Source organism: Mesorhizobium sp. M0244 (assembly GCF_040321795.1).
Lineage (GTDB): Bacteria > Pseudomonadota > Alphaproteobacteria > Rhizobiales > Rhizobiaceae > Mesorhizobium.
This window is the reverse complement of record NZ_JAMYSE010000132.1, coordinates 1-14,474: the sequence shown is the minus strand read 5'-3', so window position 1 is coordinate 14,474 and position 14,474 is coordinate 1. Positions and strand designations below refer to the sequence as shown.

General features: G+C 63.0%; 10 protein-coding genes and 2 pseudogenes. 9 read left to right on the top strand and 3 right to left on the bottom strand.

Translation table 11 applies throughout. The annotated features are described in order from the left end of the window. From NKJ08_RS36060 to NKJ08_RS36045, 4 genes and pseudogenes are all read left to right on the top strand, one after another. Positions 1 to 748: biotin/lipoyl-containing protein (locus NKJ08_RS36060; protein ID WP_352786011.1), on the top strand; the 748-nt coding region annotated here is incomplete at its 5' end. 481 nt (positions 749 to 1,229) lie between these two features. After that, the gene (gene dnaE, locus NKJ08_RS36055; RefSeq protein ID WP_352530834.1) at positions 1,230 to 4,757 is read left to right on the top strand and encodes a DNA polymerase III subunit alpha; all 3,528 of its coding nucleotides are present in this window, start codon (positions 1,230 to 1,232) and stop codon (positions 4,755 to 4,757) included. A 200-nt stretch (positions 4,758 to 4,957) separates the two neighbouring features. Further along, on the top strand, positions 4,958 to 5,932 hold the full coding sequence (locus NKJ08_RS36050; protein ID WP_352530836.1) for a methyltransferase: 975 nt from the start codon (positions 4,958 to 4,960) through the stop codon (positions 5,930 to 5,932). Between the two features lie 104 nt (positions 5,933 to 6,036). Beyond that, positions 6,037 to 6,515 (top strand): annotated as a pseudogene (locus tag NKJ08_RS36045) (zinc ribbon domain-containing protein). A 10-nt stretch (positions 6,516 to 6,525) separates the two neighbouring features. Here the strand turns inward: NKJ08_RS36045 and NKJ08_RS36040 are convergent. Further along, positions 6,526 to 7,406, bottom strand: a pseudogene (locus NKJ08_RS36040) (DMT family transporter). A 174-nt stretch (positions 7,407 to 7,580) separates the two neighbouring features. Between NKJ08_RS36040 and NKJ08_RS36035 the strand changes: the two are divergent. After that, positions 7,581 to 8,087 carry a hypothetical protein gene (locus NKJ08_RS36035; protein ID WP_352786008.1) on the top strand — a complete coding sequence of 169 codons (507 nt, stop codon included), beginning with the start codon at positions 7,581 to 7,583 and terminating at the stop codon, positions 8,085 to 8,087. Positions 8,088 to 8,228: 141 nt separating this feature from the next. Here NKJ08_RS36035 and NKJ08_RS36030 read toward each other — a convergent pair whose 3' ends face one another. After that, a complete protein-coding gene (locus NKJ08_RS36030) occupies positions 8,229 to 9,545 on the bottom strand; it encodes a DNA polymerase IV (protein ID WP_502904231.1) in 1,317 nt (438 codons plus the stop codon). 80 nt (positions 9,546 to 9,625) lie between these two features. Here NKJ08_RS36030 and NKJ08_RS36025 point away from each other — a divergent pair, with 80 nt between their 5' ends. Both NKJ08_RS36025 and NKJ08_RS36020 read left to right on the top strand, forming a co-directional pair. After that, positions 9,626 to 10,201, top strand: coding sequence for a GNAT family N-acetyltransferase (locus tag NKJ08_RS36025; RefSeq protein WP_352530844.1), 576 nt, complete (start codon positions 9,626 to 9,628; stop codon positions 10,199 to 10,201). Positions 10,202 to 10,290: 89 nt separating this feature from the next. After that, positions 10,291 to 11,775: a hypothetical protein gene (locus NKJ08_RS36020; protein WP_352530846.1), complete on the top strand. Its 1,485-nt coding sequence runs from the start codon at positions 10,291 to 10,293 to the stop codon at positions 11,773 to 11,775. A 66-nt stretch (positions 11,776 to 11,841) separates the two neighbouring features. Here the strand turns inward: NKJ08_RS36020 and NKJ08_RS36015 are convergent, their stop codons facing one another. Further along, positions 11,842 to 12,141 (bottom strand): DUF3572 domain-containing protein, encoded by a 300-nt coding sequence (locus tag NKJ08_RS36015; protein ID WP_352530848.1) that lies wholly within the window; start codon positions 12,139 to 12,141, stop codon positions 11,842 to 11,844. A gap of 226 nt (positions 12,142 to 12,367) precedes the next feature. Between NKJ08_RS36015 and NKJ08_RS36010 the strand changes: the two genes are divergently transcribed. Together NKJ08_RS36010 and NKJ08_RS36005 are read left to right on the top strand one after the other, a co-directional pair. Further along, positions 12,368 to 12,739, top strand: a complete 372-nt coding sequence (locus NKJ08_RS36010) for a response regulator (protein ID WP_006334976.1) — start codon at positions 12,368 to 12,370, stop codon at positions 12,737 to 12,739. A gap of 33 nt (positions 12,740 to 12,772) precedes the next feature. Beyond that, positions 12,773 to 14,146 carry a PleD family two-component system response regulator gene (locus NKJ08_RS36005; RefSeq protein WP_352530850.1) on the top strand — a complete coding sequence of 458 codons (1,374 nt, stop codon included), beginning with the start codon at positions 12,773 to 12,775 and terminating at the stop codon, positions 14,144 to 14,146. Positions 14,147 to 14,474 lie beyond the last annotated feature (328 nt).

The following is a 14,474-nucleotide window of genomic DNA, read 5'->3' as shown; positions in this document are numbered from 1 at the left end:
CAACATCCCGTTTCTGGCGGCGCTGATGCAGCATCCGCGCTGGCGGGAAGGGCGGCTGTCGACCGGCTTCATCGCCGAGGAATATCCGAGCGGCTTCACGCCGATCGTGCCTAGCGCCGAGGAGAAAGCGGTGCTGGCAGCGATCGCCACCGCGGTCGAACTCCTGCGCCGCGACCGGCTCGACCGGTTGGGCGGGCGGTTGGCGCCGCATTCGGGCGCCTTGAAGCGCGATTGGGTGGTGAAGATCGGCGAGGACTATCTTTCGGTCGCCGTCGCTGAGGGCATGATTTCCATTCCGATGGAGCTCGACCTGTCGATCGACGGCGGCAAGCCGCTGACGGTGGCATCCGACTGGCGGCCGGGTGATCTCATCTGGCGCGGCAAGGTCGGTGGCCGCAAGGTCGCGGCGCAGGTCAGGCCGGCGCTGAACGGGTTCCGCATTGCCTGGAAAGGCATGTCGGTGACGGCGCGCGCCATGCTGCCGCGCACCGCCCAACTCGAAAGGCTGATGCCGGAAAAAGTGGCGCCGGATACCTCGAAGATGTTGCTTTGCCCGATGCCAGGCCTCGTCGTATCGATCGCCGTTGCCGAGGGGCAGGAGGTCAAGGCCGGCGAGACGCTGGCCGTGGTCGAAGCGATGAAGATGGAAAACGTGCTGCGCGCCGAGCGCGATCTCATCGTGTCGAAGCTCAACGCCAAGCCAGGCGACAGCCTTGCCGTCGATGCGGTGATCATGGAATTCGCGTGAGGCTGAAACCCGCCTGAGGCTGGCGGGACAGAGGGGCGCGCGAAGGAACGCGACCTTGCAATTGGTCGAACACGCTCGCTTGAGGAGGGACAAGGCGAGGCCGTGAGGAATTCGCATTTTTTGCCCCCAACAGCGTATTTTGTTCTTGCTTTGTGCCGGCAGCTATGCTATTAATTTGGGCATGGTGCTGATTGGCGCTGACGACCCGCCCGCCGTGGCGGGTTTTTGTTTGGGGCTTCTTTTCGACCAACGTGGCGGGTACTGCCGACCTCAATGTCGGCGGGACAGCGCCGCTCTCTGTCCTGCCGGACATCTCCTCCACGAGGGAGGAGATTGGCAGCTTCGGTGGCAGCGCCTTTTCTACCGACGGAAGCGGTTGCTAGCTCACAAAGCTCCAATCGCTTCCGCTGGACTCGTGTTATCTGCTGCCGGACAATACTTCTTTATCGACTGAGTCCTTTCAGGCAGCGCGAAAAAAACCATGGCGGATGAGAGACTTCCACGCGATCCCTTGCTGCGCGAAGCCTATGCCAAGGCGTCGCGAGCGGAGGCGCCGGCGCGCCGGTTCATTCATCTGCGCGTGCATTCGGCCTATTCGCTGCTCGAAGGCGCCTTGCAGCTCGGCAAGATCGTCGGTCATGCGGTGCAGGACGAGTGCCCGGCAATCGCCGTCACCGACACCAACAATCTGTTCGGCGCGCTGGAATTCGCCCAGAAAGCGGTAAAGGACGGCATCCAGCCGATCATCGGCTGCCAGATCGACCTCGCCTTTTCCGGCGAGGCGAGCGACAGCCAGCGCGACCGCAGGCGCCAAGGGCCGGAGATGCGGCCGGTGGTGCTGATCGCCGCAACCGAGGCCGGTTACAGCAATCTGGTCAGGCTGGTCAGCCGCGTCTACCTCGAGACACCGCCCGGCGAAGCGGTGCATCTGACGACGGAGATGCTGCAGGGCCACTCCGACGGTCTGATCTGCCTAACCGGCGGGCCGCGCGGCCCGATCGGCAATGCCTTGAAGGAGGACCGCCGCGAACTCGCCGAGACGCGGCTGCTGGCGCTCCAGGGCCTGTTCGGCGACCGGCTCTATGTCGAGCTGGAACGGGTCTCCGGCTACGATCGCGCCATCGAGCAGTCGTCGGTCGACCTCGCCTACCGCCACGATCTGCCGCTGGTTGCCACCAACGAGGCGTTTTTCTTTTCTCGTGAGGACTACGAGGCGCATGACGCGCTGATCGCCATCGCCGAAGGTTCCGTGGTCGCGGCCGACAATCGCCGCCGCCTGTCGCCGGACAATTTCCTGAGAAGCCAGGCCGATATGGCGAGGCTGTTTGCCGACCTGCCGGAAGCGATCGACAACACGGTCGAGATCGCGTTGCGCTGCTCCTATTATCCCAAGACCCGCAACCCGATCCTGCCGCGCTTTGCCGGTGGCGACGTCGCCGACGCCGAGGCGGCGGTGAAAGCGGAGGCGCAGGAGCTTGCCAGGCAGGCGCATGAAGGGCTGGAGGCGCGGCTGGCCGCGCATGGGCCGACGCCCGGCTACACGGCCGAGCAATATCGCGAAAGGCTGGATTTCGAGCTCGGCGTCATCGAGAAGATGAAATATCCCGGTTACTTCCTGATCGTCGCCGACTTCATCAAATGGGCCAAGGTGCAAGGCATTCCGGTCGGGCCGGGCCGCGGTTCGGGCGCCGGCTCGCTGGTCGCGTATTCGACGACCATCACCGACATCGATCCGCTGCGCTTTTCGCTGCTGTTCGAGCGCTTCCTCAATCCCGACCGTGTGTCGATGCCCGACTTCGACATCGACTTCTGCCAGGACCGGCGCGAGGAGGTCATCCGCTACGTCCAGCAGAAATACGGCCGCGACCAGGTCGGCCAGATCATTACCTTCGGCACGCTGCAGGCGCGCGCGGTGCTGCGCGACGTCGGCCGCGTGCTGCAGATGCCTTACGGCCAGGTCGACAAGCTGAGCAAGATGGTGCCGTCGAACCCGGCCAATCCGGTCAAGCTCGCCGACGCCATCGCCAACGAGCCGCGCTTTGCCGAAGAGGCCGAGCGGGAGCCGATCGTGCAGACGCTGCTCGACACGGCGCAGAAGCTGGAAGGCCTCTACCGGCACGCCTCGACGCATGCCGCCGGTATCGTCATCGGCGACCGGCCGCTGTCGGAGCTGGTGCCGATGTACCGCGATCCGCGCTCGGACATGCCGGTCACCCAGTTCAACATGAAATATGTCGAGCAGGCCGGGCTGGTGAAATTCGACTTCCTTGGCCTGAAGACGCTGACGGTGCTGGACAGGGCGGTCAAGCTGATCCGCCGCCGCGGCATCGAGATCGATCTGGCCAAGATTCCGCTCGACGACCCCGATACCTACGCAATGCTGTCGCGCGGCGAGGTGGTCGGCGTGTTCCAGGTGGAAAGTGCCGGCATGCGCAAGGCGCTGATCGGCATGCGGCCCGACTGCATCGAAGATATCATCGCGCTGGTCGCCCTCTACCGGCCGGGGCCGATGGAGAACATCCCGACCTATAACGCCAGAAAGCATGGCGAGGAGGAGATGGCATCGATCCATCCGAAGATCGACCATCTCGTCAAGGAGACGCAAGGCGTCATCGTCTACCAGGAACAGGTGATGCAGATCGCGCAGGAGCTCTCCGGCTATTCGCTGGGCGAAGCCGATCTATTGCGCCGTGCCATGGGCAAGAAGATCCGCGCCGAGATGGACAAGCAGCGCGAGCGCTTTGTTTCCGGTGCGGTCGAGCGCGGCGTCGGCAAGCCGCAAGCCGACTTCATTTTCGACCTGCTGGCAAAGTTCGCCGACTATGGTTTCAACAAATCGCATGCCGCCGCGTATGCCGTCGTCTCCTACCAGACCGCCTATCTGAAGGCGCACTACCCGGTCGAATTCCTGGCCGCGTCGATGACGCTCGACATGGGCAATACGGACAAGCTCGCCGATTTCCGCCAGGATGCGCTGCGCCTCGGCATCGAAGTGGTGGCGCCGTCGGTGATGACGTCGTTCCGGGATTTCGAGGTCGGCGAGAACCGCATCTTCTATTCGCTGGCCGCGCTCAAGGGTGTCGGCGATGCGGCGGTCGAGCACATCGTCGCGACGCGCGGCGAAAACCTGTTCAAGAGCCTCGCCGATTTCTGCGAGAGGGTCGATCCGAAGATCGTCGGCAAGCGCGTATTTGAAAGTCTGATCATGGCCGGTGCGCTCGACTGCTTCGGTCACGACCGCGCGGCAATGATGGCCGGCGTCGAGCGGATGATGGGGCTGGCGTCGCTGGCGCAGCAGAACGCGGTCACCGGCCAGCACGACATTTTTGGCGCCTCGCTAGGCGCGCAATCGCAGGCGCTCAACCTGCCGGCGACCGACCCTTGGCTCGCCGCCGACCGCCTGCACCGCGAATTCCAGGTGGTTGGATTCTATCTCTCCGCGCATCCGCTCGACGAATACAAGGCGGCGCTGCAGAAGATGCGGGTGCAGAACTGGGGCGAGTTCTCGGCCGCCGTCAAACGCGGTGCTGCCGCCGGCCGGCTTGCCGGCACCGTCACCACCAAGCAGGAACGCAAGACGCGTACCGGCAACAAGATGGGTGTCGTGCAGTTTTCCGACACGTCGGGGCAATATGAAGCGGTGCTGTTTTCCGAGGGACTGGCGCAATACCGCGACCTGCTCGAACCCGGCCGCTCGGTGGTGATCACCGTTTCGGCCGAGGACAGGCCCGAAGGCGTCAATCTGCGCATCCAGACCGTGCAGTCGCTGGAGGACGAGGCAAGCCGCATCCAGAAAGCGCTGCGCATCTTTGTCAGAAATGATGGACCGGCATCGACAATCCAATCGCAGCTTGGCCAGCGTGGCGACAGTCAGGTGAGCATCATCGTTATCAAGGAAGGCGGCGAGGGCGAGGTCGAGATCGAACTGCCCAACCGCTACCGCGTGTCGCCGCAGATTGCGTCGGCGATGCGTGCGGTGCCGGGCGTGGTCGAGGTGGAACTGGTGTGATCTAACGCGATTAGCACGGTTCCGTTTGTTTCGACCGTGTTCGCCACCCCAGCGCCGGCATTGCCCGGTGACAATGCCGCTGGTATCGTGAGCTCACCCGCCCATACCATCAACTCGTCTTTTCGGTTGCCGGCCTGGGTCTTTTGGCGGCCGGGGAGCGTGTCATGGATGAGCGGACAGCCGCTGCCGAACTCCAGAAGATGGTCAACGGGTTCCAGGTATCTCAGGCGATATGCGTCGCCGCCACGCTGGGCATTGCAGATCATCTCAAGGACGGAAAACGCGCCAGCGGCGAACTTGCCGCGTTGACCAATACCCATCCCCAGGCGCTCTACCGGCTGCTGCGCGCCCTTGCGTCGGTCGGCGTGTTCCATGAAGCGGAAGACCGGTTCTTCTCACTAACCCCGGTTGGCAGCGCGTTGCGATCCGATGTTCAGCATTCGGTCGCGCCGTGGGCGATTCTGGCCGGACGGGCCTATTTCCGTCGAGCATGGAGCGATCTGCTGCACAGTGTCAGCACCGGCGAAAACGCCTTTCGCCACGCTTATGGCAAGGGCGTTTGGGAATATCGGGCGGAGCACCCGGAAGAGTCCGTCATCTTCGACCGGGCGATGACGGCCATGTCGCGTGGCGTCGCCGCCGCGGTGATCGCGGCCTATGACTTCCGGCCGTTCTCCGTCGTTATGGATGTCGCGGGCGGGCAGGGCGCGCTGCTTGCCGAAATCCTCTGCCGCAATCCCGGCCAGCGCGGCATTCTTTTCGATCAGCGGCAGGTAGTGGCGAAGGCCGGCCCGGTCTTTGACGCCGCGGGCGTGGCCGATCGCTGCGACATCGTCGCCGGCGATTTCTTCGTCTCGGTGCCCGAAGGCGCCGATGCGATTGTGCTTAAATGGATCCTGCATGACTGGGACGACGACACAAACACCCGGATCCTGAAAACCTGCCGCCGGGCGATGCGCCCAGAAGGCAAACTGCTGGTGCTTGAGAGCATTCTGGCGCCGCCCAACGAAGGCGCCAGCGCAAAATTTGGCGATCTGAACATGTTGATCATGCCGGGCGGGCAGGAGCGCACGGCGGAAGAATTTAAGTTGCTGCTTGCGGCATCGGATTTCCAGGTCTCGAATATTGTTGAAGCCGGACCTCGCATCAGCATCATCGAGGCGAAACCGGTCTGATTGTCTTCCGGGTCTGAAACTCTCCGAATGTTCTCAAGAGCCATAGCGGCTTCTCCCTGCTCCGCCCCTGGACGGCTGGTGCCCCGAACGCTATCGCAGTCGTCATGAAGGTAGCTGACAAGAATAGGGCGCAGGATCTTTCGGCGTTGGCGCGGCTCCGCGACAGGCTGCGCAAGCTATATCACGGGCGCACACCGGCGGCGTTCCGGTTTCAGCTTGCGGCTGTTGTCATCGACCTTGCCATCATTGCCTTTTTCATCGCCACGCCGGTGATCCAGAAGTCGTCCTCGTTCCTCTGGCTGGATTACTCCGTGGCAGCACTTGTCGCCGCCGACATGATTGCCCGGCTGCTTGCCTCCAACGACATGCTGCGCTTGATGAAACAGCCGGCGTCGTGGATCGATGGCTTCATCCTGTTGACGCTGCTGATGCCTGCAGCGCTGGCCAATCTGGGCAGGCGCTCTTCCGTCCCACCAAGGTGTTCTTTCCTTGCCCGCAATGCGGGCTGCAGCGGCACGAGCCCGACGCCGTTCATTGCAAGGCCTGTGGGCACGTTCTGAACATACCCGACGACGGCGATTGAAACTGCAGCGCTACGCTGCTGCCGCTTCAGCAGGTTTGGTGGCTTTTTTCTGCAGATTGAGCAGATTGCCGAGCAGGATCAGCAGGGCGCCGCCGCGGTGAAGGCGTCGATCTGCTCGTGATAGAGCAGCCATCCGATCATCGCCGACAGCGGCACGCGCAAAAAGTCCATTGGCGAGATGACCGTCGCATCGGCATAGACAAGTGCGCGGGCCATGCAGAAATGCGACGACATGCCGGTAAACGCGATCAGCAGGATCCACGGCCAGAGCTCGAGCGGCGGGTTTTGCCATTCGTATAGCGCCGGGGCGAGGCCAAGCACCGACTGGATGATCAGCATCCAGAAGATAATGCGCACGACGCTGTCCGTCCGCGTCAGCGATTTGACCAGGACCACCGAGACGCCGAAGCAGACCGCGGCGCCCAGCACGATAACATGCCCCGGATTGACCGCGCCGACGCCCGGACGCACGATGATCACCACGCCGATCAGCCCGAGCACGATCGCCGCAAGCCGTGGCCGGGAGAGCCTTTCGCCGAGGAAAGCGACCGCCAGCAGCGCGGTCCAGATCGGCGTCGTGAATTCGATCGAGATCAGCACCGCAAGCGGGATCAGCGTCAAGGCGTAAAGCCAGGCAGCCTGGCCGGTATAGTGGACGACGTTGCGGGTGATATGGGCCAGCGGACGACCGGTGCGCATCGCCGGAAAACCGCCTGACATCATGACCAGCGGCAGCAGGATGAAAAAGCCGATCACCGAGCGCAGCTCGAGCACCTGGAAAACGTTGAGTTCTGCCGTCGTGGCGCGGCCGGCCACCGACATCGCCAGGAACGAGGCGATCGACAGCGCCATCCAGAACGCGGCCTTGGGGATCGAGGGTGCGGGTGCCATGGGCGCTATGTCGCAAGCCGGCGCTTTCATCGCAACCGCTAGCCGACGCATTCGACTGGGCCAGCCGTGCAGCGTTGCAAACAGTGATGTTGAAGCCGGAACCCGCCGCTGAGGGGAGCGTTGGTCCCTCAGTGTTTGCGTGCTGTGTTTTGGATACCAACGAGGAGCGGTCCGATGAAATCACTTGCACGATTTGTACTTGCCGGCTGCCTGACGGCCGGGGCCGGGGCAGCGCATGCCGACGATTCGGATTTTCTTCGCTCATTCCAGGGGAATTTCGCCGGCAAAGGCATCGTCAAGGTGACCACCGATGCGCCGACGGTGAATGTCTCCTGTCATTTCAATTCCGACGCAACGTCGAGCTCGCTATCGCTCGACGGCAGCTGCCGCGGTCTTATCGTGGTGACGCGCTCCATCAGCGCCGATCTCAAATCGAGCGGGACGAAATACACCGGCACCTATGTCGGATCGCGCACCGGGCCGGCGCAATTGAGCGGCAGCCGCTCCGGCAACGCAATCAATCTCGGCATCCGTTGGGCCAAGGAGGTCAATGGCGATCGCAGGGCGCAAATGACTGTTGAGAAAACCGGCGAGGACGGCATGCGGCTGACCGTTATCGATACCGATCCGAAAACCGGAAAAAGGGTGGTGACCAGCAGGATCGATCTGCGGCGCACCTGAGCAGGGCATATTCAGGTGATGCCGGCCTGCGAACGGCGGCTTCTTGCGCTTCCGGTGCTTGCGTACCCGACAGTACGCTCCGCTCCGGTTCTCGGAAGCCACCACTCTCCTGACCTGAATCTTAACATGCCCTATGCCGTATCACTCCTCGATCGGCTCGGGCGGATGGGCATCGCGGCCCTTGCCGAAGGTATAGCCGGTTTCCACCGCCCTGCGGCCAAACTTGCCGCGCAGCGTGTCGATGGCGCCTTCGGCCATGGCGCGCTTGCGTGACTGGACGTCGACCAGGTCGGGCGGGTCCGCCCTGTCATCGTCGGAGAGATCGCTGACGCCAATGCCGAGCAGCCGGTATTTTGTGCCATCCGCTTCCTTGCGCAGCAGCTCGAGCCCGGTCGAAAAAATGCGGTCGGCCAGCCGGGTCGGATCGCCGAGCTGGCGATTGCGCGTGCGGATCTTGAAATCCTGCGTCTTGAGCTTGAGGACGACCGTGCGTCCGGCAATGCCGGATTTTTTCAGCCGGGCCGAGACCTTTTCCGACAGCGCCCTCAGCACCGAGACCAATTCGTCGACGGAGGCAATGTCGGTATCGAAAGTGGTTTCGGCGGAGACGCTTTTCGCGTCCTGGCCGGGAACGACGCGACGGTCGTCCTCGCCGCGCGACAGCCGGTAGAGCCGGTCGCCCATGACGCCATAGCGGCGCATCAGGTCGCCGCGCTCCATGCGCTGCAGCTGGCCGATGGTGCCGATGCCGTCGCGCTCAAGCGTGGCGGCAAAAGCCTTGCCGACGCCCCAGATCAGCGTCACCGGCTGCTCGGCCAGGAAGCCGGTCGCCTCGGCCTCGCCGATTACCGAAAAGCCGCGCGGCTTGCGAAAATCCGACGCCACCTTGGCCAGGAATTTGCAGTAGGAAAGGCCCGCCGAAACGCTGATGCCGATCTCCTTTTCGACGCCGAGCGCGAAGCGCGCCAGCACCACCGCAGGCGGCAGGCCATGCAGGCGCTCGGTGCCGGCGAGGTCGAGGAAGGCCTCGTCGATCGAGAGCGGCTCGACCAGCGGCGTCAGCGCCTGCATCATAGCGCGCACCTCACGGCCGACGCGGACGTATTTTTCCATGTCCGGCGGGAGGACCACCGCTTCCGGGCAGGCTTCGAGCGCCTTGAACATCGGCATTGCCGAGCGCACCCCATGGACGCGAGCGATGTAGCAAGCGGTGGAGACGACGCCGCGCTTGCCGCCGCCTATGATCAAAGGCCGGTCCTTCAAGGCCGGATTGTCGCGCTTTTCGACCGCCGCGTAGAACGCGTCGCAATCGATATGGGCAAGACGCAGCCGGTAAAGCTCCGGGTGACGCGCGAGTCGCGGACTGCCGCAGCGCTCGCAACGGCGTGCCTCGCTGCCCTGGAAACTCAGGCAGTCGCGGCAAAAACCGTGTTCGGGATTGTTGACAGGGGCCGCCATCGCTGCGAACAAAAAGAGAACAAATGCAATGGTACGACAGTGCGAGGCTGGCCACAAGGCGGCTGGCCGGGAGAGGATTGATGGAGACGATCATCGCACCGCTGACGCCTGAGCTTTGGGCGGATTTCGAGGACCTTTTCGGCAAGCAGGGCGCCTGTTACGGCTGCTGGTGTACGCATTTCCGGTTAGCGCCGGCGGTGCGCCGCGAGAGCAATCGCGAGCGCAACAAGGACCACATCAAGGCACGAATCGAGGCCGGGCCGCCGCCCGGCCTGCTGGCCTTCGAGGACGGCCAGGCGGTCGGCTGGATGCAGATCGGCCCGCGCGCCGACGTGCCCGAATGGAACAACCAGGGCAGGGGGTCGGCGCCGATCGACCCGGCCGACGCCACCGATCCGGGCGTCTGGGCGATCTCCTGCTTCTTCATCCGCACCAAGGCACGCGGCAGGGGCCTGTCGCACCGCCTGGTCGGAGGCGGCATCGACTTTGCACGGGAAAGTGGTGCACGGCTGCTCGAGGCGTGCCCGATCGACCTGTCGAAGGATTCGCGCTCGATCGGGCTGTTCGTCGGGTCGTCGCGGGTCTTCGAAAAGGCCGGGTTCCAGCGGTTGGTCGAGCGCAAGCCAGGCCGGCCGCTGGTGCGGCTGGTGCTGTAAGCGATGCCGCAACACATGGGCCTTCTCTTGCGGCTGTGATGGTATTTCCCTACCAGTGATAGAAACGGTGCGATTAAGTGAGGATCGACATGAAGCGCGTTTTGCCATTTGTTTTACTTCTTGCCTGCAGCGCACCGGCCTTCGGCCAGGCGGTCGACAGCCAAGGCGCCAAGCAGCTTTCCGACGATCTGGCGCACTATTTCGGCAAGAAGCTGTTCGATATCGGGTTCGTTAAAATTTCAGTCGACGGCGATGCCTACAAGCTGGCATTCGACTTCAAGCCAGTCACGGATTTGATGGCAAAGCAGCAAGCCTTCAAGTTCGACATCACGCCTTACTTCATGCTGGTCAAGCCACGCAAAGATGGACACTGGGACGTTTCGGCGGACGTGTCGCCCAAGGGGTCTATCGATTTCGGTGGCCCTGAGGGGCCGCAGCACATTGACTTCTCCGTGTCGGACAACAAGTTCACCGGAGTTTATGACCCCGACCTAGCCGCTTTCGCGAGCGCAACCGGTTCGATGGCTGGCATGACGATGACCACCCGAGAGCCCAAGCAGCAGGCGGATGTCACGGTCGGTCCTGGCACTGCCGTAATAGCTTCGACCAAATCCGCAAATGGCGGCATCGATTTCACGGTAACGGAAAAAATAACGAACTTCGCCGAAACGATCAAAGTCAACGATCCCAAAAGTGGGTTGAGTTTTCCGGCTGCTGTAAAAGCGCCTGAACTTTCCGTGGATGCGACCGGCAAGGGTTTACGGACAAAGCCGCTGCTCGACCTGCTTGCTTTCATCGTGGCGACTGACGATGAAGCCAAATTCAAGGCGAATGAGGCGGAGTTCAAATCGCTTCTGACGGCAGCACTGCCACTGTGGGAGCGGATCGACGGCACCTACGGCTTCAAGGACTTTGTGGTGGAGAGCCCGGTCGGCAAGTTCGGTGCGAAGCAATTGAATTCCGCCGTCGGCATGGACGGCATCGCCAAGGACGGCAAGATCAACTACGCGTTCAAGGTTTCCGGCCTGACAATGCCGCAGCAGGTGCTGCCCAGCTGGAGCGTTGCGTTGCTGCCGACGGATATCGACCTCAACTTCGGCGGCGCCAACATCGATCTGGACAGCATAGCGAAGAAAACCATAGAAACCCTTGATTTCAGAAAGGATCCACCGCTGCCGGCAGATTTTGGCAAACAGATCTCCGCCGACTTCCTGGCCAAGACGCCAAAGGTCGTTCTCGGACACAGCACGATCAAGAACGGCAACATCGAGATTGCGATGGAAGGCGAGATGAAGTTCCCCGGCAAGAAGCCGGATGCGGACGTGACTGTCGACATCACCGGATACGAAAAGATCGTGGAGACCTTGCAGACGGCGGCGAAGACGGACCCGCAGGCCGCGCAGTATTTTACCGGCGCGCTGGCGATCAAAGGGTTTGGCAAGACGCTGCCGGACGGCCGGCTGGAATGGGTGATCAACACCAAAGCCGACGGTTCGGTGACGGTCAACGGCGCCATGCTGAAGCCGGCCGACCCCGTCGGGACTGACGACAGTGGGGAAGAGGCAACGCCGTAAAGCACCAGCAGTGGCCCGTCGTCTGCGGCAGGTTCTTCGATCTGCCCGCAGTCTCGGGATCGTCGCCTATATCGAATGCTCATGATTGTCGTCGCCGAGCGGGAGCGCCCGCAATGCCTTGCCGACTGCGGCGGGCGGCGTTCCGGTCTCCTCGGAAAAACGCATCAGCGTCGGCTCGTGAGCGAGGATGAACTGCAGCACGCCGGCCAGGAATCCCGGCTCGCCGGCCGCCCGGCGGATGGAATGGGCTTCGATGCCGGTGATCGCCAGGAAACGCGGCAGCAGCTCCGGATCGGCGGCGACGAAGCCCAATGCCTTCACGGCAAGGGTTTCCGCTTCCTCGCGCATTGACGCTGAGTTTGCCATCACTACCTTCTTTGGAGTGAAATGAGTCTCTTTTCGCAGTAATCGCAAGCGCCGCTTGCGGCAAGCTCTTCAATGCGGCGATCGAGGTGGAATCCGGCGGCTTTTGCCGCGGCCGGTTTCCGTTTCGTCAATCATATCGCTGTATAGTGAAGCAGGGTTTGATGCGTACCGGCGAGGGCGCATGACGGCATCCTTGGACAAAAGGGTCAGCCGGGACGGGAAATCGATGCCTAAGAAGGTTATGATCGTCGAGGACAACGAGCTCAACATGAAGCTCTTTCGCGACCTCATCGAAGCGAGCGGCTACGAGACGGTGCGCACACGCAACGGCCTGGAAGCGCTGGATCTAGCGCGGCAGCACAGACCGGACCTCATCCTGATGGACATCCAACTGCCCGAAGTGTCCGGCCTCGAGGTGACCAAATGGCTGAAGGAGGACGACGATTTGCATGTCATCCCGGTCATTGCCGTCACCGCATTTGCGATGAAGGGTGACGAGGAACGCATCCGCCAGGGCGGCTGCGAGGCTTATATCTCCAAGCCGATCTCGGTGCCGCGTTTCATCGAAACCATCAAATCCTACCTGGGCGATGCCTGATGTACCTTTGCAGCCGAGCCGGAGCTTTGTGAAATGACCGCGCGGATCCTCGTCGTCGACGACATCCCAGCCAATGTCCGGTTGTTGGAGGTTCGGCTGCTTGCCGAATATTTCGAGGTTCTGACCGCCACCAACGGGCCGGATGCGATCGAGATCTGCGAGAACGGCAAGGTCGACGTCGTGCTGCTTGACGTGATGATGCCTGATATGGATGGGTTCGAGGTCTGCCGGCGGCTGAAGGGCGACCCGGCGACATCGCACATCCCGGTCGTGATGATCACCGCGCTTGATCAGGTTTCGGACCGGGTGCGGGGCCTCGAGGCCGGCGCCGACGATTTCCTGACCAAGCCGGTCAACGATCTGCAACTGATGACGCGCGTCAAGAGCCTGGTCAGGCTGAAGTCGCTGACCGACGAGCTGCGGCTGCGCGCCTCGACGACGCGCAATATCGGCATCGAGGAGCTTTTGAGCCGCAACTTCGCTGCCGACGACGCAGTGCCAAAGGTGCTGCTGGTCGATGAGCGTAAGTCCTCCTTCGAGCGCATCCAGAAGATGCTGCGCGGCAGCGCCGATCTCGACGTCGCCACCGATCCGCATGCCGGCTTCTTTCAGGCTGCTGAGCTGCCCTACGAGTGCGTGATGATCTCGACGGCTTTCGCCGACTTCGACCCGCTGAGGCTCTGTTCGCAATTGCGCTCGCTCGATCGCACCCGTTTCCTGCCGATCATCCTTCTGGCGGACGAGGGCGAGGAGGGGCGCATCATCCGTGGCCTTGAACTTGGCATCAACGATTATCTGATGCGGCCGATCGACCAGCAGGAGTTGACCGCGCGGCTGCGCACGCAGGTGCGCCGCAAGCGCTACAACGACCAGCTTCGCGCCAGCGTCACCCAGACCATCGAGATGGCGGTGACCGATGCCCTGACCGGCCTGCACAACCGCCGCTATCTCGACAGCCATCTGCAGACGCTGTTCGACCGCGCCGTGGCGCGGCGCCGGCCGCTGTCGGTGATGATCACCGATCTGGACCGCTTCAAGACTATTAACGACACGCACGGCCATGACGGCGGCGACGACGTGCTGCGCGAATTCGCGCGACGGCTGCGCAAGAATGTGCGCGGCATCGACCTGGCCTGCCGCTTCGGCGGCGAGGAGTTCGTCGTGGTGATGCCGGACACGGACGGCGCGGTGGCCGAAAAGGTCGCCGAGCGTATTCGCGCCGAAATCGCCCAGCTGCCGTTTCCCATCGGCGCCGAAGGCAAAGCCGTCGAAGTCACCGTCAGCGTCGGCGTTTCGTCGGTGCTGAAAGGGGTGGACACGGTCTCGGCGCTGATGAAACGCGCCGACCTTGCGCTCTACGAAGCCAAGAGCGGCGGCCGCAATCGCGTCGTCGCCAAGGCGGCGTAGCGCCGAACACCAATTAGTCGGTCAACCCAACAGGGTTACGAATTTACCTTAATCCAAGCGATTTGCGAGGCTTGGTTAAGAAACGGTTGATTTCCATAAGTTGTTGCGCAAATGTGAAGCTCTAGACGGAACCGGCGCGAGGCCAGATCGCCGGTTCGATCCGAAGAATACCCCATGATGCTCAGGTCCGCCGCATCTCCTGGGTCCGTGGGGTCGGGGGGGGGGGGGGGGCGGCGCGGGGGGGGGGGGGGGGGGGGGGGGGGGGGGGGGGGGGGGCGGGGGCGGGGCGGGGCGGGGGCCGGGGGGGGGGGGGGGGGGGGGGGGGGGG

Excerpts from the sequence above, each read along its gene's own strand:
- dnaE (WP_352530834.1), top strand. The coding sequence starts at position 1,230 with ATGGCGGATGAGAGACTTCCACGCGATCCCTTGCTGCGCGAAGCCTAT.
- NKJ08_RS36050 (WP_352530836.1), top strand. The coding sequence starts at position 4,958 with ATGGTCAACGGGTTCCAGGTATCTCAGGCGATATGCGTCGCCGCCACG.
- NKJ08_RS36035 (WP_352786008.1), top strand. The coding sequence starts at position 7,581 with ATGAAATCACTTGCACGATTTGTACTTGCCGGCTGCCTGACGGCCGGG.
- NKJ08_RS36030 (WP_502904231.1), bottom strand. The coding sequence starts at position 9,545 with ATGGCGGCCCCTGTCAACAATCCCGAACACGGTTTTTGCCGCGACTGC.
- NKJ08_RS36025 (WP_352530844.1), top strand. The coding sequence starts at position 9,626 with ATGGAGACGATCATCGCACCGCTGACGCCTGAGCTTTGGGCGGATTTC.
- NKJ08_RS36020 (WP_352530846.1), top strand. The coding sequence starts at position 10,291 with ATGAAGCGCGTTTTGCCATTTGTTTTACTTCTTGCCTGCAGCGCACCG.
- NKJ08_RS36015 (WP_352530848.1), bottom strand. The coding sequence starts at position 12,141 with ATGGCAAACTCAGCGTCAATGCGCGAGGAAGCGGAAACCCTTGCCGTG.
- NKJ08_RS36010 (WP_006334976.1), top strand. The coding sequence starts at position 12,368 with ATGCCTAAGAAGGTTATGATCGTCGAGGACAACGAGCTCAACATGAAG.
- NKJ08_RS36005 (WP_352530850.1), top strand. The coding sequence starts at position 12,773 with ATGACCGCGCGGATCCTCGTCGTCGACGACATCCCAGCCAATGTCCGG.